We start from the raw sequence: 18228 nt of genomic DNA, 5'->3' as shown, positions 1-18228 counted from the left end.
GTCAGCCCAGCAGCTCCGACTCCAGCGCCGCGAGGTCGGCGACGCTCAGCCCCTCGAGGGTGTCGCGGAAGACGCGGCGGGGCCCGTCGGGGACGGGCACGTGGTTCTGGACCACCAGCACGGTGCAGCCGGCGGCCTCGGCGGAGCGTGCGCCGGTGCCGGAGTCCTCGATCGCGACGCACCGCGCCGGGTCGACGCCCAGCGCCGCGGCGGCGGTGAGGTAGGGCTCGGGGTGGGGCTTGCCGTTGGCGACCTGCTCGCCGGTGACCACGACGCGGAACGTCTCGGGCGGCAGCTGCGCCAGGATCGGGGCGGCGAACCGCGCGTACGACATCGTGACGAGGGCCAGGCGCACGCCGGCTCCGGTGAGCTCGGTCAGGAGCTCCCGCGCGCCGGGTCGCCAGGGCACCCCGGCGGCGAGGCGCTCGACGACGCCGTCGAGGAGCTCCTCGACGACCTCCTCCGGCGACTGGGACAGGCCCATCCGCTCCTTGATGTAGACACCCGACGACACCAGGTCGTTGCCGACCAGCTGCATCGCGTCCTTCTCGGTCCAGGTCCCGCCGTAGCGCTCGGCCATGGCGTACTCGGTGTCGATCCAGTACGGCTCGGTGTCGACGAGGGTGCCGTCCATGTCCCACAGGACGGCAGCGAGGCCCTCGGTGCTCGGGTTAGTCATCGGGGTCGTACCCCAGGCTGGGCGAGAGCCACTTCTCGGCCTCGGTGAGGCTCCAACCCTTGCGCTCGGCGTAGTCCGCGACCTGGTCGCGGGCGAGCCGACCGACGACGAAGTACTGCGAGTCGGGGTGGATGTAGTAGACGCCGGAGACCGACGCGCCCGGCCACATCGCCATCGACTCGGTGAGCTCGATGCCGACGTTGGCCTCGACGTCCATGAGCGACCACAGCGTGAGCTTCTCGGTGTGGTCGGGGCACGCCGGGTAGCCCGGCGCGGGCCTGATGCCGCGGTAGCGCTCGGCGATGAGGTCCTCGTTGGAGAGCCGCTCGCTGGTCTCGTGGCCCCAGAACTCCGTGCGCACCCGCTCGTGCAGGCGCTCGGCGAAGGCCTCGGCCAGCCGGTCGGCCAGCGCCTCGATGAGGATGGCGTTGTAGTCGTCGTGGTCGGCCTTGTACGCCGCGACGCGCTCCTGCAGCCCGATCCCCGCGGTGACGGCGAAGCCACCGACGTGGTCGGGCAGGCCGCTCGAGGCGGGCGCGACGAAGTCGGAGAGCGCCCGGTTGGGGACCCCGTCGCGGTGCTCCCCCTGCTGGCGCAGCGTGTGGAGGACGCTGAGCCGCTCGGTGCGCTCCTCGTCGGCGTAGAGCACGACGTCGTCGCCCTCGGCGTTGGCCGGCCAGAAGCCGTAGACGCCACGGGCGGTGATCCACTTCTCGGCGATCATCTGGTCGAGCATCTCCTGCGCGTCGTCGTACAGCTTGCGCGCGACCTCGCTGGTGGCGGGGTTGTTGAGGATGTCGGGGAAGCGCCCCTTCATCTCCCAGGCGTTGAAGAACGGCTGCCAGTCGATGTAGTCGCGCAGCTCGGCGAGGTCGTAGTCGTCGAGCACGTGCACGCCCCGCTGGGCGGGCGCCGGCGGCTCGTAGCTGCTCCAGTCGACCGGGGTGGCCTTGGCGCGGGCCTGCTCAAGGCTGAGCTTGGGGCGCTCCTGCTTGCCGGCGTGGCGGGCGCGCAGCGCGTCGTAGTCCTGCTGGACGTCGGCCATCAGCTTCGGGCGACGGTCCTCGGACAGCAGGGCCGCAGCCGTCGGCACCGAGCGCGAGGCGTCCTTGACCCAGACGACCGGACCGTCGTACTTGGGGTCCACCTTGACCGCCGTGTGGGCGCGCGAGGTGGTGGCGCCGCCGATGAGCAGCGGGATGTCGAGGCCCAGGCGCTGCATCTCGCTGGCCATGTTCACCATCTCGTCGAGCGAGGGGGTGATCAACCCGGACAGGCCGATGATGTCGGCGCCGACCTCCTGGGCGGTGTCGAGGATCTTCTGCGCCGGCACCATGACGCCGAGGTCGATGACCTCGTAGTTGTTGCACTGCAGCACGACGCCGACGATGTTCTTGCCGATGTCGTGGACGTCGCCCTTGACGGTCGCCATGACGATCGTGCCGTTGGTCTCCTTGGCGGTGGCGAGCTCGGGGTTGGCGAGCTTCTCCTCCTCGATGAACGGGATGAGGTAGGCGACCGCCTTCTTCATCACGCGCGCCGACTTCACCACCTGCGGGAGGAACATCTTGCCGCTGCCGAACAGGTCGCCGACGACGTCCATGCCGGCCATCAGCGGGCCCTCGATGACCTCGATCGGGCGTCCGCCGCGACCCTCGATGAGGGTGCGCAGCTCCTCGGTGTCGGCCTCGACGTGGCCGTCGATGCCCTTGACCAGGGCGTGGGTGATCCGCTCCTCGACCGGCAGCGAGCGCCACTCCTCGGCGGCCGCCTCGGCCTCCTCGCCCTTGCGGTTGTAGGACTCCGCGATCTCGAGCAGCCGCTCCGCGGCGTCGGGACGCCGGTCGAGCACGACGTCCTCGATCCGCTCCCGGAGCCCGGGGTCGACCTGGTCGTAGACGACCAGCGCACCGGCGTTGACGATGCCCATGTCGAGACCGGCCTCGATCGCGTGGAAGAGGAAGACCGCGTGGATCGCCTCGCGCACCGGGTTGTTGCCGCGGAAGCTGAAGCTGACGTTGGAGATGCCGCCGGAGACCTTGGCGCCGGGCAGGTTCTGCTTGATCCAGCGGGTCGCCTCGATGAAGTCGCGACCGTAGGAGGCGTGCTCCTCGATGCCCGTCGCCACGGCGAAGACGTTGGGGTCGAAGATGATGTCCTCGGCCGGGAAGTCGACCTCGTCGACCAGGATCCGGTACGCCCGCTCGCAGATCGCGATCCGGCGGGCGAGGTTGTCGGCCTGGCCGTCCTCGTCGAAGGCCATCACGACCGCGGCGGCGCCGTACTTGCGGCACAGACGGGCGTGCTCGCGGAAGGCGTCCTCGCCCTCCTTCATGGAGATCGAGTTGACGACCGGCTTGCCCTGGACGTTCTTGAGGCCGGCCTCGATGACCTCGAACTTCGAGGAGTCGACCATCACCGGCACCCGGCTGATGTCGGGCTCGGAGGCGACCAGCTTGAGGAAGCGGTCCATCGCCGCGACCCCGTCGATCATCCCCTCGTCCATGTTGACGTCGATGACCTGAGCGCCGTTCTCGACCTGCTGGGCCGCGACCGTGAGCGCGGTGTCGTAGTCGCCGTCCTTGATCAGGTTGCGGAAGCGCGCCGAGCCGGTGATGTTGGTGCGCTCGCCGACGTTGACGAACAGGCTGTCGTCGCTGATCGTGAACGGCTCGAGGCCGGACAGGCGCGTGGCGGGCTCCGCCACCGGCACCTCACGGCCCGGCTTGTCGGCCACGGCGCGAGCGATCGCGGCGATGTGGGCCGGGGTGGTGCCGCAGCAGCCGCCCACGAGGTTGACGAACCCCGCGTCGGCGAACTCCGAGACGACCGCGGCGGTCTCCTCGGCGGCCTCGTCGTACTCACCGAAGGCGTTGGGCAGCCCGGCGTTGGGGTAGCACGAGACGAACGTGTCGGCGATGCGCGACATCTCGGCGATGTAGGGACGCATCTCCTTCGCGCCGAGCGCGCAGTTGAGGCCGACGGCGATCGGCTTCACGTGGCGCACGGAGTTCCAGAAGGCCTCGGTGGTCTGGCCCGACAGGGTGCGACCGGAGGCGTCGGTGATGGTGCCGGAGATGATGACCGGCCACCGGCGCCCGCACTCCTCGAAGACGGTCTCGATCGCGAAGATCGCCGCCTTGGCGTTGAGGGTGTCGAAGATCGTCTCGACGATCAGCACGTCGGCACCGCCGTCGAGCAGGCCCCGTGTCGAGGTGGAGTACGCCGCGACGAGCTCGTCGAAGGAGATGTTGCGCGCACCCGGGTCGTTGACGTCGGGCGAGATCGAGGCGGTGCGCGTGGTCGGACCGAGCGCGCCCGCGACGTAGCGCGGCCGCTCGGGCGTCGAGACGGCGTCGGCGGCCGAGCGGGCGAGCCGGGCGGACTCCAGGTTGAGCTCGTAGGCGAGCTCGGCCATGCCGTAGTCGCCGAGCGACACGGCGGTGGCGTTGAAGGTGTTGGTCTCGATGAGGTCGGCGCCGGCCTCGAGGTACTCGCGGTGGATCGCCTCGATGATCGCGGGCTGGGTGAGCGTCAGCAGGTCGTTGTTGCCCTGCAGGTCGCTCGGCCAGTCGGCGAACCGCTCGCCGCGGTAGCCCGCCTCGGACGGGCGGTCGCGCTGGATCGCCGTACCCATCGCGCCGTCGATGACGAGGATGCGCTCCTCGAGGGCCCGGGTGAGCGCCTCGGTGGCGTCGGGGCGCCAGTCGCGCTGCTCCTGCGCCCGGTCGTGAACGCTGTCGTGCGCGTCGGTCACTCGTCCTCCTCGGTCGTCCTCGTCCATCGTGCTGGAAGCGTCCGAGGGGTGGACTGCATTCCCACATCGTGGCACCGGGCGGTCGCGACCAGCGAATCCCGATCGGCTGCGTAGGGTGGAAGCGTGATCGAGCTCGCGGAGACCGACGACCTCGTCGACCCGGTCGTCATCGCCGCCTTCGAGGGCTGGAACGACGCCGCGGACGCCGCGTCCTCGGCCGTCGACCACCTCATGAAGGTCTGGAACGCACGCGTCGTCGGCAACATCGACCCCGAGGACTACTACGACTTCCAGGTGACGCGCCCGCTGGTGGGCACCGACCCCGCCGGGATGCGGCGCATCACCTGGCCCGGCACCCAGATCGCGATCGCCTCGCCGCCGGACCTCGACCGCGACATCATCCTGCTGCGCGGCATCGAGCCCAACATGCGCTGGCGGATGTTCTGCGCCGAGCTGCTCGCCGCCTGCGACGACCTCGGCGGCCAGCTCGTCGTGACGCTCGGCGCCCTGCTCGCCGACGTCCCGCACACCCGCCCCATCCCCGTCTCCGGCACCGCCACCGAGCCCGAGCTGGTCGACCGGCTGCGGCTCCAGGAGTCGACGTACGAAGGCCCGACCGGGATCGTCGGCGTGCTCCAGGACGCCTGCGGCCTGCTCGACATCCCCGCGGTGTCGTACTGGGCCGCCGTCCCCCACTACGTCGCCCAGCCGCCGTGCCCCAAGGCGACGCTGGCCCTGCTCGGCCAGATCGAGGACCTCCTCGAGATCTCGATCCCCCTCGGCGACCTGCCCGAGGACGCCCGCGCCTGGGAGCGCGGGGTCGACGAGCTCGCCGAGGAGGACGAGGACGTCGCCGACTACGTCCGCTCGCTCGAGGAGACCCGCGACACAACCGACCTCCCCGAGGCCTCCGGCGAGGCCATCGCCCGGGAGTTCGAGCGCTACCTCAAGCGGCGCAACGACAAGGACTGAGGCCACCAGCGGCGGCGTCGGCGTCGACGCCGGTTTCACCGTCTAGGCGGTGAAACCGGCGTGAGGCCCGGCGCGGGGCGAACTGCTGGTTGGGAACTCACGCTTCCCGTACGAAGTTTCGTCAGGTCAGCGCCAGTTTCACCGGGTACCCGGTGAAACTGGCCGCCGGGACGCCTCAGAGCGCGAGGCCGAGGGCGGCGTCGAGGAGGGCGTGGACCTGGAGGGCGGCGTGCTCGTCGGAGTTGTCGGCGAGGTGGCCGGTGGTGCCGAGGGTGGCGTCGACCCAGCCCTGGACGGCGGCGACCGCGCGCGGGGCGTCGAGGTCGTCGGCCAGGGCGGCGAGCACCTCGGTGATCAGCGGCGCGGCCGGGGCACCCGCGCCGAGCGAGAGGGCGCGGCGCCAGTCGGCGAGGGTGTCGACGGCGTCGAAGAGCTCGGCGTCGGTCCACTCCCAGTCGGAGCGGAAGTGGTGGCGCAGGAGCACCAGTCGGATCGCCATCGGGTCGACGTCGCTGTTGCGCAGCGCGGAGACGAAGACGAGGTTGCCGCGCGACTTCGACATCTTCTCGCCGTCGTAGCCGACCATGCCGGCGTGGCTGTAGACCCGCGCGAACGGGACGCCGGGCGAGGCGACCTGGGCGTGCCCGGCGCACATCTCGTGGTGCGGGAAGACGAGGTCGCTCCCGCCGCCCTGCACGTCGAAGGCCTCGCCGAGATGCTCGCGGGCGATGGCGGCGCACTCGATGTGCCAGCCGGGGCGGCCCTCGCCGACCGACGACGACCACGAGGGCTCGCCGTCGCGCGGGCCGCGCCAGACGACGCAGTCGAGCGGGTCCTTCTTGCCTTCGCGCTCGGGGTCGCCACCGCGCTCGCCGAACAGGCGCAGCATCGTGTCGCGGTCGTAGCCAGACTCGTCGCCGAACGCCGGGTCGGCGGTGACCGAGAAGTAGAGGTCGTCCTCGACGCGGTAGACCGCGCCGGACTCCTGGAGGCGCTCGATGAGCGCCACCGCGAGCGGGATGGACTCGACCGCGCCGGTGAAGTGGTCGGGCGGGAGCACCCGCAGCGCCGTCATGTCCTGGCGGAACAGCTCGGTCTCGCGCTCGGCGAGCTCAGTCCAGTCGACGCCGACCTTCTCGGCGCGCTCGAGCAGCGGGTCGTCGACATCGGTGACGTTCTCGGCGAACACCACGTCGTGCCCGGCGCTGCGCCAGGCCCGGTTCAGCAGGTCGAAGCCGACGTACGTCGCCGCGTGGCCCATGTGCGTGGCGTCGTAGGGGGTGATGCCGCAGACGTAGAGCCGGGCCGGACCGTCGGCCGGCACCACCGGCACCTTCTCACCGCTCGCGGTGTCGAACAGCGACACCTCGGGGCCCTTCTCGGGCAGCTCGGGGACGTCGGGAGCCGACCACGCACGCATGGTGGAGAGCCTAGACGTCCTCGTCCCCAGGTCTCGACCCGGCCGTTCCGGCCTCGTGCCTCGGCCGGAGGCCATGCTCGACCTGATCCCGCCACGCCGCAGCTCGTCACTCGCTGGCGGCTGCGTGATCAGAACGGCGGCCAGGGGATCGCCGGCATCGACCCGCGCGGCGCGGGCATGACGGCGCGGTCGACGAGGCGGCGGCACCGCTTCGCCGCCGCGAGGATCTCCTCGTCGGTGAGGTGCGCGGCGAGCGCCTCACCCAGCGGACCGGAGAGCTCGACGCCGAGGCGCTGGACGACGGCGAGCTCGTCCTCGTCGATCGGCTCACCGAGCCAGCCCCAGAGCACGGTGCGCAGCTTGTGCTCCTCGTGGAAGGTCACGCCGTGGTCCACCCCGTGCCGGTGGCCGTCGGCCATCTCGAGCACGTGGCCGCCCTTGCGGTCGGCGTTGTTGATGACGACGTCGAGCACGGCCATCCGGTGCAGCGGGGCGGTGTCCTCGTGGACCAGCGAGACGGGCTGGTCGCGGCCGTCGATGCCGTCGAAGACGTGCCTCCAACCGCGCGGCGCCTGCCCCTCGGGCACCAGGTCCACGGCGGCCTGGTCGGGATCGGGCTCGCGCCACAGCTGCACCATCCCCGGCCCGTGCGGACCGTCGCGCAGCCAGGTCGGCGGGACGACGTCCCACCCGCTCGCCTCGGAGACGAGGTAGGCCGCGACCTCGCGGCCGGCCAGGGTGCCGTGCGGGAAGTCCCACAGCGGCCGCTCCCCCGAGATCGGCTTGTAGACGACCTTGGGCGCGTCCTCGCCCTCACCCACGACGCCCAGGAACGTCGCGTTGGAGGCCGGCATGATCCGGCCCTGCAGGCTCAGCTCGCCCTCGGCGAGCTCACGGCTCGGTGCGTTCACGGACGAGCGCTCACGGATCCCGTCGCTTGAAGCCGTTGGCCCGCACGCACAGGTGGCCCTCCGGGTCGACCGGGTTGCCGCAGAAAGGGCAGCTCGGGCGCCCGGCCTCGAGCACCTGCTCGGCGCGCTTGACGAAGGCGCGGGCGGCGCCGGCGTCCAGGCGCACCAGCAGGACCTCGTCGGGCTCGGGCTCGGTGAGCTCCTCGTCGAGCTGGTCGGGGCTGACGACGGCCGCCTCGGTCCACGGGAACACCTCGATCACGACGCGCTCGTCGTCCGGGTCCCACGACAGCGTCATGGTGCCGGCGCGGAACTCCTCCTCGATCGGCTGCTCCAGCGGGTCGGTGTCGTCGAGGCCGAGGGGCGCGACGGCGGGCACGACCGACTCGGTCGAGTCGCTGCTCATCACCTCGTCGAGCAGCTGGTCGATGCGCTCGCTCAGCGCGGCGACCTGCTGCTTCTCCAGGGACACGCTGGTCAGGCGCGTGCCGCTGCGCGCCTGCAGGAAGAACGTGCGCCCACCGGGCGGGCCGACCGTGCCGGTGACGAAGCGCTCCGGCGGGTCGAATGCGTGGATCAGCGGCATGTCGCCACCTTAGACATCTCCCCCAGCGGCCCCCGAGGGACCTGCGCCCCCGCCCACCGCCGCGTCCTGGGACGCCTTCTTCGACCGTCCCTTCCTGGCCGGTGGCTTGAGCCACGAGAGGTCCCCGGCGTGGGTGTTGCTGGAGACGACGTAGGGACGCGCGTCGGTGTAGCGGACGATCGAGACCGACGCCGGGTCGACGTGGATGCGCTGGAACAGGTCGAGGTGCATGCCGAGCGCGTCCGCCAGCACCGACTTGATGATGTCGCCGTGGCTGACGGCCACCCACACCGCGCCGGGCCCGTGCTCCGCCTCGTACGCCGCGTCGAGGCGCCGCACCGCCGAGACGGCACGCGACTGCATCGTCACCATCGACTCCCCGCCCGGGAAGGTCACGGCCGAGGGCTGCGCCTGCACCGTCTTCCACAGCGGCTCCTTGGCGAGGTCCTTCAGCGAGCGGCCCTGCCACTCGCCGTAGTCGCACTCGGTGATGCCGCGCTCGGTGGCGGTCAGCGGCTCGCCGGTCTGGGCCTTCAAGATCGCCTTGGCGGTCTGCCGGCAGCGCTCGAGCGGACTCGTCACCACCGCGGTCAGCGGCACCACCGCGAGCCGCTCGGCGGTGCGCTGCGCCTGCCCGACCCCCGTCTCGTCGAGCCGCACGCCCGCCGTACGACCGGCGAGCACTCCAGAGCTGTTGGCCGTGGTGCGGCCGTGCCGCACCAGGATCACCGTCGCCACGCTGCGAGCCTACGGGCCACCGGCACGCCTCCCGGCGGCTACCGTGGGCCGGTGATCGTGGACAGCGCCCTCTACCGCCACGGCAAGCGGGTGGAGGTCGAGTGCTTCCCGCACGAGTACGACCGCCTGCGCGCCCAGGTCGAGGAGGAGGACGACTTCGTCTGGGTGGGGCTCTACAAGCCGAGCGCCCAGGAGCTGCACGAGGTCGCGGCGGCGTTCGGGCTGCACCCGCTCGCCGTCGACGACGCCCTCAAGGCCCACCAGCGGCCCAAGCTGGAGAAGTACGACGACAGCCTGTTCCTCACCCTCAAGACGCTCTGGTACGTCGACGCTGACGACGCCGTCGAGACCGGTGAGATCAATCTGTTCGCCGGCCGCGACTTCGTCGTGACCGTGCGTCACGGCCGCGGCTCCGAGCTGCACTCGGCGCGCGAGCGGCTCGAGACCGACACGACCACGCTCACCCACGGCCCGTGGGCGGTGCTCTACGCGGTGTGCGACACCGTGGTCGACGCCTACGTCGACGTCGTCGACGAGCTGCAGATCGACGTCGACGAGATCGAGGAGTCGGTGTTCTCGGCGGCCCGCACCGACGACTCCAACCGCATCTACGTCCTCAAGCGCGAGATCGCCGAGGTGCGCCGCGCGGTGATGCCGCTGCGCGAGCCGCTGCGCAAGTTCGCCACCGGCACGGTGCACGGGATGGTGCCGGGCGCGGCGCCGTTCTACCGCGACGTGCTCGACCACCTCAACCAGACCGCCGACATCGTCGACAGCCTCGACGGGCTGCTGTCGACGGCGTTCGACGCCCACCTGGCGCGGATCGCGGTGCAGCAGAACGACGACATGCGCAAGATCTCCGCCGGCGTCGCGCTCGCGGCGGCGCCCACGCTGATCGCAGGGATCTACGGCATGAACTTCACCCACATGCCCGAGCTGAGCTGGACCTTCGGCTACCCGATGGCCGTCGCGCTGATGTGTGCGATCTCGGGCGGGCTCTGGTTCTTCTTCAAGCGGTCCGGCTGGCTCTGAGCTGCACCGGTGGTTGAGGAAGGACGAAGTCCTGTCTCGAGACCACGGCCGGGGTCGAGTGGTTTCGAGACGGCCGTAGCCGGCCTCCTCACCCACCGGTGAGTGGTCAGGCGGCGAGGACGCCCGTCGCGACGAGGACCAGCGTGAGCGTGCCGAGCGCGACCCGGTAGACGACGAACGGAGTGTAGGAGTTGGTGCTGACGTAGCGCAGCAGCCACGCGATCGCGGCGTACCCCACGACGAAGGACACGACCGTCGCCACGATCGTGGGGCCCCAGCCGTAGGGGTTGGTCGAGCCCGGGATGTCCTTGAGCTGGAAGACGCCGGCGCCGATGACCGCCGGGATGGCGAGCAGGAAGGCGTAGCGCGTCGCGGCCTCGCGGTCGTAGCCCAGGAAGCGGCCCATCGACAGCGTCGCTCCGGAGCGGGAGACGCCGGGGATCAGCGCGCAGGCCTGGGCCAGGCCCATGAGCACCGCGTCGCGGAAGGTGATCTGGCGGATCGTGCGGTCGGTGCGCCCGACCCGGTCGGCGATGCCGAGCACGATGCCGAGCACGATCAGCGTGGTGCCGATGAGCCACAGGCTGCGGAAGTTGGACTCGATGACGTCCTTGAGCGCCACGCCCAGCACGACGATCGGCACCGAGCCGACGATGATGTACCAGCCCATGCGGGCGTCGAGGTGCCCGCGGAGCTCGGGGCGCCACAGTGAGCGCAGCCAGGTCGTGAAGATCCGCCAGATGTCGGACCAGAAGTAGATGAGCACGGCGAGCTCGGTGCCGATCTGGATCACGGCCGTGAACGCCGCACCGGGGTCGCCCCACCCGAACAGCTCCGGGTAGATGCGCAGGTGCGCGCTGCTCGAGATCGGGAGGAACTCGGTCAGCCCCTGGATCAGGCCCAGGACCACCGCCTGGAGGAAGTCACCCACGGGCGGACAGCGTACGGGTGTGGCGCTCCGACCACCCTTTCGGCGGGACCACTAGGTTTGAGGCCATGCAGGAACGCGTTCTGGGGGCCAGCGGACTGCGCGTCTCGCGGCTCGGCCTCGGGCTGATGACCTGGGGCGGGGCTACCGACGAGCACGTGGCCCGCGAGCAGCTGACGGCGTTCGTCGCCGCGGGTGGCACGCTGCTCGACACCGCCCACGTCTACAGCGGCGGTGCGTCTGAGGAGCTGCTCGGCTCGCTGCTGCGCGAGTTCCCCCGCGACGAGCTGGTGATCGCCACCAAGGGCGGCTTCGGCTACGGCCGGTCCGGGCGCGTGGCCGACACCTCGCGCCGCGGGCTGCTCACCCATCTCGACACCTCGCTGCGCCGCCTCGGCGTCGACCACGTCGACCTCTGGCAGGTGCACGTGTGGTCCGACTCCGCGCCGCTCGAGGAGACGCTGGCCGCCCTCGACACCGCGGTCGCGACCGGCCGGGCGTCGTACGTCGGCATCTCGAACTGGAGCGGCTGGCGCACAGCGCAGGCCGCGACCTGGCAGCGCTCCGCGCCGGGGCGCGCCCCGCTGGTCTCGACGCAGGTGGAGTACTCCCTGCTCAACCGCTCGGTCGAGCACGAGATCGTGCCCGCCGCGCAGGAGCTCGGCCTCGGGCTGCTGCCCTGGTCGCCCCTCGGTCGGGGGGTCCTGACCGGCAAGTACCGCTCCGGCACCCCGTCGGACTCCCGCGGTGCCTCGGAGATGTCGGCCTTCGTCGACCCCTACCGCGACGAGTCGAGCTCGCAGGTCGTCGAGGCCGTCGTCCGCGCGGCCGAGGGGCTCGGCTGGACGCCGGTGGAGGTCGCCCTGGCCTGGGTGCGCGACCGCCCGGGTGTCACCGCCCCGATCGTGGGCGCCCGCACGACGGCGCAGCTGCAGGCCGCCCTGGCCAGCGAGGAGCGCACCCTGCCACCCGAGCTCACCCAGGCCCTCGACGACGTCTCGGAGGGGCGATGAGCCGCGCACCCGAGCACCGCAAGGGCCGCCCCCGCATCGGCCCCGGCGTCGAGTGGGAGTTCGACAAGGTGACCTTCGAGCGCGGCTTCCCCCGCAACGTCGTCACCAAGCTGCTCGTCGCCCGCGCCGAGCACGGCGGCTGGGAGCTCGACCGGGTCCAGATCTCCGCCGACGGCACCCGCCGGGTGCTGCTGCGCCGCCGGATCATCAAGGCCGTCCGCACCGCCTGAGCTGACCCACGGTGGTTGAGGAAGGACGAAGTCCTGTCTTGAGACCACACTCCGTGACGTGGCTTCGAGACGGTCCTGGCGGGCCTCCTCGACCACCGGCGTGGCTAGATCTCGTCCAAGAACCGGTCGAGCACCCGCACGCCGAACTCCAACGCGTCGGTGGGCACCCGCTCGTCCACGCCGTGGAAGAGCGCGGTGAAGTCCAGGTCGGCGGGCAGCCGCAGCGGTGCGAACCCGTAGGAGCGCATCCCGAGCTTGCGGAAGTGCTTGGCGTCGGTGCCGCCGCTCATGAGGTACGGCGCCACGATCGACCCCGGGTCCTCGGCCAGCACGGAGCGGTGCATCGCGTCGACCAGGGCGCCGTCGTACGGCGTCTCCCACGGGTGCTGGTGGGAGAGGAACTCCAGGTCGATGCCGTCGCCGAGCAGCTCGCGCACGGTGTCGAAGAACTCGTCCTCGTAGCCGGGCAGGAACCGGCCGTCGACGTGCGCGGTGGCCTCGGTCGGCACGACGTTGACCTTGTAGCCGGCCTGGAGCTGGGTCGGGTTGACGGTGTTGCTGATGACCGCGCCGAGCATCCGGGCGGCGCCGCCGAACTCCTGCACCAGGTCGGCGGCGTTCTCGGGCGTCGCCTCGGTGCCGGCGAGGTCGCCGATGGTCGCGAGGAGCACCTGCATGGTCGGCGTGAGCCGCACGGGCCACTCGTAGGCCCCGAGGCGCGCCACCGCCGCGGTGAGGCGGCTGACGGCGTTGTCGCGGTTGATCATCGACCCGTGGCCGGCGGTGCCGCGGGCCGTCAGCTTCATCCAGGCCATGCCTTTCTCGGCCGCCTCGACGAGGTAGACGCGCTGGTCGCGCACGGTGACCGAGAAGCCGCCGACCTCGCCGACCGCCTCGGTGACGCCCTCGAACTCCTCCGCGTGCTCCTCGACCAGCACCTGCGCCCCGCGGTGGCCGCCGGCCTCCTCGTCGGCGGTGAAGCACAGCGTGACGGGTCGGCTCGGCACGCGCCCCTCGCGCTGGCGCTGGCGCACCGTGGCCAGCAGCATCGCGTCGAAGTCCTTCATGTCGACGGCGCCGCGGCCCCACAGGTAGCCGTCCTCGACCTCGCCGGAGAACGGGTCCACGCGCCAGTCCTCGGCGGCGGCCGGCACCACGTCGAGGTGGCCGTGCAGCAGCAGCCCGTCGCCCTCGTTGCCGCCCCACCGGGCCACCAGCGAGGTGCGGCCGGGCTCGGACTCGTAGAGCCGGCTCTCGATGCCCACCTCGTCGAGCAGCGCCGCCACGTGCTCGGCCGCCTTGCGCTCCCCCGGGCCCGAGTCGTCGCCGTAGTTGCTGGTGTCGAAGCGGATCAGGTCGCGGCACAGCTCGACGACCTCCGCTTCGCCCGAGCCCGTCGTACGGTCGCTGTCAGCCATGTCCCGAGCATGTCACGCGACACGAGGGACCTCGATGCGGTGTGTGGGCGAGGTGCCTGCTAAGTTTTCGACCGCACTCGTCCGGGTGGCGGAATTGGCAGACGCGCTAGCTTGAGGTGCTAGTGCCCTTTATCGGGCGTGGGGGTTCAAGTCCCCCCTCGGACACCAGCGAGAACCCTCGGCCCACAGATCAGGCCGAGGGTTCGTTCGTTGCTGGAGCATCTTCGCCCCTGCACGGAGCGGTGCGACACCCGATCGCACGCCCGTCCGCGGCTGCGAACTGTGGGACCCTCTTCGTCGTGCTCCATCGCGCCGTTGAATGGGACCCTCCGCTGCTCGTGACGGTCGTCGCGCTGTTCACGGTCTCCGGTGTCGTCTCGCTTGCGGTGGGCGGCGAAGTGACGTGGTACGCGGTGCTCCTCGCGGCGGTGTGCTCCGGGGCCCAGTGGGCCCGCAGGCGTCGCCACCACCGAGCTCAGATCGCCGCGACCCGCTCGGACGGCTGACGACGTGCCGTTGACGTTCGCGGACGTCATGGCCGGCGCAGGTGTCGACCCGGCCGAGACCCTGGTGATCCGGCACGCATACGTGCCGGTGCACGACGACGGGACGCACGGGATCAGTGCCGCCAGCTCTGACGAGGACGTCTTGGCCTACACGAGCAACCAATCGCTCCAGACGCGCACCTTCCCCGCCAGTCCTCCCCGGGTGTGGGTGGTGTTCCTTCCCGAGGGCGGCGACCGGGCGCGGCTGTGGCAGGTGCTGGTCAACTGCGGGGAGACGAGTCGCGACGAGACCAGCCGCGCCTTTCACCTGGAGGTCGCCGAGGAGATGGCCGACCTTCGCAACCGCTTGGTCATCGAGTGGCGCTCACCGCGCACCTGGCGTGTCAACGCGACCACCGCCGGGGCGTACCGGGTGCTCGAGATCGCCGACGCCGAACCGGCGCGGTTTCCCGGGTTCGACCGGCTCGTGCTGAGCCACGCCGAGCTCCAGGCGGTGGTCCGCGAACAGCGGTACGCAGCCTGGCGCACCACGCTCGCCTCCGTCCAGGGGATCTACCTCATCACCGACACCCGCGACGGCCGGCACTACGTCGGCAAGGCGGACGGCGCGGAGAACATCTACCAACGGTGGACGGCGTACGCGACCAACGGGCACGGAGGCAATGTCGACCTCCGCCGACGCGACCCGTCGTCGTTCCGGTTCTCCGTACTGCGGGTGTTCGACCCGTCGACGCCGGAGTCGGTGATCAACGCCGCGGAGGTGCACTACAAGAGAGCGCTGGACTCCGTGCGGCACGGGATGAACGGCGGCTGACTCATCCCCCGATCGGCAGGCCCGGACTCAGCCGACCAGGTAGACGATCAGCGCGATCAGCACGAGCAGCGTGAGGACGCCCCCGATCCACATCCACCACGGCGTACGACGCGGCTCGGGCTCCGGCTCGACGACCGGGGCGGGGGTGGGCGCGACGAAGACCGGCTCGGGGGCGGGCGGGTCCATCAGCCCGCCGCAGCGCACGCACGTGAGCGCGGTGAGCTGGTTGGACTCGCTGCAGTGCGGGCACGTGCGGGAGGCGACGGTGACGCGACCGGCGGTGCCGGGGAGGCGGCGCAGGCTCGCCTGGTCGGCGGCGTCGCCGTCGGTGAGGATCGTCGAGGGCGTCCAGAACAGCGGGTAGTCGCAGCGCGGGCAGAAGTCCTGCGAGCGGCGCCGGTTGAGCGCGACCTGCGAACGGGTGCCGCACTCAGGACAGGTCACGACCTCGTCGGTGCTGCCGTGGTGGGCCGCTTCCACAGCGGCCGGCTGCACCGCGATCGGCTGGGCCTGGGTCGGCTCCGGGTCGAAGGTGACCTCGTCGTGGACGGCGTCCCCGGAGGCGGCGTGCCGTCCGCCGCGGGCGTCGCCCGACTGGTCGTCCCAGCCACCGGAAAGCGGGCCAGGCCCTGTCGACACCGTGCTCACGTCCTCGCCGCCTCGTCTCGTGCCGCGCTGCGCGGCACCCCATCGTCTCGTGCGTCGCGCTCCGTCGTCCAGATCAGGGCGTCACCGACGTAGAGCTCGGCCCGCACGTGGGCCGGGACCTCGTCGCGGACGGCGTCGACGAACGCACCGGGATCGAGCATGCCGGTCGTGCGCACGTGCATGCGGACCCACGCCGTGTCGGCCGGGGCGTCGTCCGCCCGCCACACTCCCCCGCCGTCCTCGACGAGCGCGGCCCCGCCGGACAGCAGCTCGAGGTAGGTCTGCAGCCCCTGGACCGTGCCGCGGCGCGTGAGCGTCGCGGACGCCGTCGCGACGATGCGTCGGCGCAGTGCCTCCGGCATCGACGGGTCGATGTCGTCGACCCCGATCCACGAGCCGAGCCAGGCGAGGTTGTCGGTGGGGGTGACGGTCACGTCGGCGACGTGGTCGACGTTGTCGGCGTCCTCGAGCAGCGCGGTGCCGAGCTCCTGGAAGATCGAGACGAAGCGCGCGAAGAAGTCGTCGGAGGCCATCTGCACCGGCAGCTGGTGCAGCATCCAGTTCGGGTCGCGTCGTGGGCGCAGGTCGCCCCGGGCCGGACCCGGGGCCTGCGAGACGATGCTCACCGCACCACGACCTGGTGGCCGGCGGACAGGAACAGCGACTGCCGGTCGAGGCGGATCACGTCCTTGGCCGCACCGAGACGGCGCCCGGTGCGCAGGTCGTACTCGAACAGCAGCGCCTCCTCGACGCGATCCAGGCCCTCGACGGACTCCAGGACCTGCGTGACGACGGCGACGTTGAGGTCGGCGTCGAAGGGCCAGCCGGTGCCGTCGACGCCGCCGACGAGCGGGTTGACGAACCGGTTGAGCGCGTCGACCGCCCGCTGCCGCACGAGCGCCACAGGTCGGCCCGGAGCGGCGTGGACGAGGGCGACGACCGAGATGCCCTGGTAGTACGGCGTCGAGACCTCGACGGCGGTGCCGACGACTCGGTGGGCGTCGAGGTGGGTCGAGATCCGCTCCATCAGGCCCGAGCCGATGGCGTAGTCGTCGAGCCGGTGGCCGGCGACGTCGCCCCGCACCTGGGGTACGACGAGCAGCTGGACCGCGCCGTTGCCGCGCCCCGCGGACTGGCACCGGGCGCGCGCGACCTCGGGCGAGGCCTCGAGGGTGAGGCGCTCGAAGTCGCCGGCGGTGACGGCACGCTGCCCGGTGCGCAGCGTCAGGGGGCCTCGGACCTTCGCCTCGGCGACGGTCTCCGCGTCGACCCCGCCACGAGCGGGCTCGAGGTTGACGACGCCCTCGACGAACGGAACCGTCGAGCGCAGCAGGCTCAGCGTGCGCGCACCGACGTTGCCGTGGGCGCCGCCACCGTGGCGGTAGCCGCTCACGCGGATCCGCGAGCCGTCGCGCGGGATCGCGCCGTGCTGCCGGGTCGTGCCGTCCGGGTAGCGCACGCGGGGACCGAAGCGGACGACCCCGCTGCCGCTGTCCCAGACGTAGTGACGGTCGCGCGGTCCCGAGCCGGAGAAGTCTGCGACCTCCGTCCAGCGCTGCACGTCGTCGTCGTCCACGACCTCGACGTGCTCGCCCTCACGACGCGGCAGCACCGGGGCGCGGCTCACGGCGTAGGTCTGCGCGGGCTGACCGTCGCTGCGGCCGATCTGCTCGGGGGGCGCCAGCTCGGCGTGCTCAGCGGCGACGGTGCCTCCGAGCGCCGCGGCCTCGACCGAGCGCACCTTGGGCGATGCCTTGTAGGTCGGCTGACCGTCGACGGGTCGGAGCAGCCGGACCCGCAACCAGTACGCCGACCGGTTGCCCACGGTCGCCGGCGCGTGCTCGACCGGCACCATCAGCGTGATCTCACCGGCGCGGTTGAGACCGCCCGTGGTGTCGGCGTGGACCGCGACGGGGATCCACCCCTCGCCGTTCCACACCTCCCAGGCGAGCGGCGGACGGCGCGGGTCGACCCCGATGCCCTCCGCCTGGGCCTCGACGGTGAGCCGCAGCGCCACGCCGGCGAGCGACTCGGCGAAGCCGAGCAGGAGTGCGTCGCCCGGAGTCAGGTCGGGCGACGGGAAGCACGCCACCCCGGACGGGTCGAAGCGGAGGTCCTGCCACACGTCGCGCACCTGGCCGGCGGCCGTCGCGGTCATCGCGGCCTCCAGCACCGGCGGCGAGACGACCAGGTCCGACGTCGTCGTGAAGACGACCGGAGCACCGCCGGCGGCGGTCGCGACCGTGGTGACCTCGGTGCCGGCTCGGATGAGGACGTCGTCCTCGAGCACTGTGGTGAGCCAGAACGTCACGTCGGTGCGCGCGACCGACGGCGCGAACGGCTCGATCCCCACCATGTTGAGGAAGTGGGTGTAGAGCCGTTCGGGCACCTGGTTGACCCGGTAGAGCACCATCTCGCTCATCCAGGCGAAGAGCTCGATGAGGGCGACACCGGGGTCGGAGACGTTGTGGTTGGTCCACTCGGGGCAGTAGCGCGGAATCAGCCGCTTGGCCTCGTCGACGATGTCCTGGAACGTGCGGTCGTCGAGACGGGGTGAGGGAAGGGGCATCAGAGGA

At 71.6% G+C, this 18228-nt stretch carries 17 protein-coding genes and 1 tRNA gene; 7 read left to right on the top strand and 11 right to left on the bottom strand.

Going from position 1 to position 18228, the window contains the following annotated elements:
* Window position 1 precedes the first annotated feature (1 nt).
* On the bottom strand, window positions 2–679 hold the full coding sequence (locus GRQ65_RS04615; RefSeq protein ID WP_237447657.1) for an HAD family hydrolase: 678 nt from the start codon (window positions 677–679) through the stop codon (window positions 2–4).
* Entirely contained in the window at window positions 672–4436 is a 3765-nt protein-coding gene (gene metH / locus GRQ65_RS04610; RefSeq protein ID WP_337191491.1) for a methionine synthase, read from the bottom strand. Before metH ends, GRQ65_RS04615 begins: the two co-directional genes overlap by 8 nt.
* 123 nt (window positions 4437–4559) lie before the next feature.
* On the opposite strand from metH, the gene GRQ65_RS04605 reads away from it, so the two are divergent.
* A complete protein-coding gene (locus tag GRQ65_RS04605) occupies window positions 4560–5408 on the top strand; it encodes a PAC2 family protein (RefSeq protein WP_160875573.1) in 849 nt (282 codons plus the stop codon).
* A gap of 175 nt (window positions 5409–5583) precedes the next feature.
* On the opposite strand, the gene mshC is transcribed toward GRQ65_RS04605, so the two are convergent.
* From mshC to GRQ65_RS04585, 4 genes are all read right to left on the bottom strand, one after another.
* On the bottom strand, window positions 5584–6828 hold the full coding sequence (mshC, locus tag GRQ65_RS04600) for a cysteine--1-D-myo-inosityl 2-amino-2-deoxy-alpha-D-glucopyranoside ligase (protein ID WP_160875571.1): 1245 nt from the start codon (window positions 6826–6828) through the stop codon (window positions 5584–5586).
* 128 nt (window positions 6829–6956) lie between these two features.
* Entirely contained in the window at window positions 6957–7739 is a 783-nt protein-coding gene (locus GRQ65_RS04595) for an SCO1664 family protein (protein ID WP_160875569.1), read from the bottom strand.
* 10 nt (window positions 7740–7749) lie between these two features.
* Window positions 7750–8325, bottom strand: a complete 576-nt coding sequence (locus tag GRQ65_RS04590) for a DUF3090 domain-containing protein (RefSeq protein ID WP_160875567.1) — start codon at window positions 8323–8325, stop codon at window positions 7750–7752.
* A 9-nt stretch (window positions 8326–8334) separates the two neighbouring features.
* Window positions 8335–9063: an MSMEG_4193 family putative phosphomutase gene (locus GRQ65_RS04585; protein WP_160875565.1), complete on the bottom strand. Its 729-nt coding sequence runs from the start codon at window positions 9061–9063 to the stop codon at window positions 8335–8337.
* 51 nt (window positions 9064–9114) lie between these two features.
* Here GRQ65_RS04585 and corA point away from each other — a divergent pair, with 51 nt between their 5' ends.
* A complete protein-coding gene (corA, locus tag GRQ65_RS04580; protein WP_160875563.1) occupies window positions 9115–10095 on the top strand; it encodes a magnesium/cobalt transporter CorA in 981 nt (326 codons plus the stop codon).
* Between the two features lie 106 nt (window positions 10096–10201).
* On the opposite strand, the gene GRQ65_RS04575 is transcribed toward corA, so the two are convergent.
* The gene (locus tag GRQ65_RS04575; protein ID WP_160875562.1) at window positions 10202–11026 is read right to left on the bottom strand and encodes an undecaprenyl-diphosphate phosphatase; all 825 of its coding nucleotides are present in this window, start codon (window positions 11024–11026) and stop codon (window positions 10202–10204) included.
* A 65-nt stretch (window positions 11027–11091) separates the two neighbouring features.
* On the opposite strand from GRQ65_RS04575, the gene GRQ65_RS04570 reads away from it, so the two are divergent.
* Window positions 11092–12036, top strand: a complete 945-nt coding sequence (locus GRQ65_RS04570) for an aldo/keto reductase (protein WP_160875560.1) — start codon at window positions 11092–11094, stop codon at window positions 12034–12036.
* On the top strand, window positions 12033–12266 hold the full coding sequence (locus GRQ65_RS22090) for a DUF5703 family protein (protein WP_202387346.1): 234 nt from the start codon (window positions 12033–12035) through the stop codon (window positions 12264–12266). The genes GRQ65_RS04570 and GRQ65_RS22090 overlap by 4 nt, the downstream gene beginning before the upstream one ends.
* Window positions 12267–12370: 104 nt before the next feature.
* On the opposite strand, the gene GRQ65_RS04565 is transcribed toward GRQ65_RS22090, so the two are convergent.
* Window positions 12371–13684: a M20/M25/M40 family metallo-hydrolase gene (locus GRQ65_RS04565; protein ID WP_160875558.1), complete on the bottom strand. Its 1314-nt coding sequence runs from the start codon at window positions 13682–13684 to the stop codon at window positions 12371–12373.
* A 79-nt stretch (window positions 13685–13763) separates the two neighbouring features.
* On the opposite strand from GRQ65_RS04565, the gene GRQ65_RS04560 reads away from it, so the two are divergent.
* The 3 genes from GRQ65_RS04560 (at window position 13764) to GRQ65_RS04550 (ending at window position 15004) form a co-directional block, all read left to right on the top strand.
* Window positions 13764–13852: transfer RNA gene (locus tag GRQ65_RS04560), tRNA-Leu, on the top strand.
* 131 nt (window positions 13853–13983) lie between these two features.
* Window positions 13984–14190, top strand: coding sequence for a hypothetical protein (locus tag GRQ65_RS04555; protein WP_160875556.1), 207 nt, complete (start codon window positions 13984–13986; stop codon window positions 14188–14190).
* A 4-nt stretch (window positions 14191–14194) separates the two neighbouring features.
* The gene (locus GRQ65_RS04550) at window positions 14195–15004 is read left to right on the top strand and encodes a GIY-YIG nuclease family protein (RefSeq protein WP_337191490.1); all 810 of its coding nucleotides are present in this window, start codon (window positions 14195–14197) and stop codon (window positions 15002–15004) included.
* A gap of 27 nt (window positions 15005–15031) precedes the next feature.
* Here the strand turns inward: GRQ65_RS04550 and GRQ65_RS04545 are convergent, their stop codons facing one another.
* The 3 genes from GRQ65_RS04545 to GRQ65_RS04535 are packed head-to-tail and all read right to left on the bottom strand — an operon-like array spanning window position 15032 to window position 18221.
* Window positions 15032–15643, bottom strand: a complete 612-nt coding sequence (locus tag GRQ65_RS04545; RefSeq protein ID WP_160875554.1) for a zinc finger Ran-binding domain-containing protein — start codon at window positions 15641–15643, stop codon at window positions 15032–15034.
* 5 nt (window positions 15644–15648) lie between these two features.
* Window positions 15649–16278, bottom strand: coding sequence for a phage tail protein (locus GRQ65_RS04540; RefSeq protein WP_337191489.1), 630 nt, complete (start codon window positions 16276–16278; stop codon window positions 15649–15651).
* Window positions 16275–18221 carry a putative baseplate assembly protein gene (locus GRQ65_RS04535; protein WP_160875552.1) on the bottom strand — a complete coding sequence of 649 codons (1947 nt, stop codon included), beginning with the start codon at window positions 18219–18221 and terminating at the stop codon, window positions 16275–16277. Before GRQ65_RS04535 ends, GRQ65_RS04540 begins: the two co-directional genes overlap by 4 nt.
* Window positions 18222–18228: the final 7 nt, after the last annotated feature.

The sequence above is a fragment of the Nocardioides flavescens genome, assembly GCF_009823805.1.
GTDB lineage: Bacteria > Actinomycetota > Actinomycetes > Propionibacteriales > Nocardioidaceae > Nocardioides > Nocardioides flavescens.
The sequence above is the reverse complement of the archived record's forward strand: the minus strand, read 5'-3'. Positions and strand labels throughout refer to the sequence as shown.

Bases quoted from the DNA above. Each gene is read 5' to 3' on its own strand.
- mshC (WP_160875571.1), bottom strand. From the start codon at position 6,828: ATGCGTGCGTGGTCGGCTCCCGACGTCCCCGAGCTGCCCGAGAAGGGC.
- GRQ65_RS04615 (WP_237447657.1), bottom strand. From the start codon at position 679: ATGACTAACCCGAGCACCGAGGGCCTCGCTGCCGTCCTGTGGGACATG.
- GRQ65_RS04565 (WP_160875558.1), bottom strand. From the start codon at position 13,684: ATGGCTGACAGCGACCGTACGACGGGCTCGGGCGAAGCGGAGGTCGTC.
- GRQ65_RS04570 (WP_160875560.1), top strand. From the start codon at position 11,092: ATGCAGGAACGCGTTCTGGGGGCCAGCGGACTGCGCGTCTCGCGGCTC.
- GRQ65_RS04535 (WP_160875552.1), bottom strand. From the start codon at position 18,221: ATGCCCCTTCCCTCACCCCGTCTCGACGACCGCACGTTCCAGGACATC.
- GRQ65_RS04590 (WP_160875567.1), bottom strand. From the start codon at position 8,325: ATGCCGCTGATCCACGCATTCGACCCGCCGGAGCGCTTCGTCACCGGC.
- GRQ65_RS22090 (WP_202387346.1), top strand. From the start codon at position 12,033: ATGAGCCGCGCACCCGAGCACCGCAAGGGCCGCCCCCGCATCGGCCCC.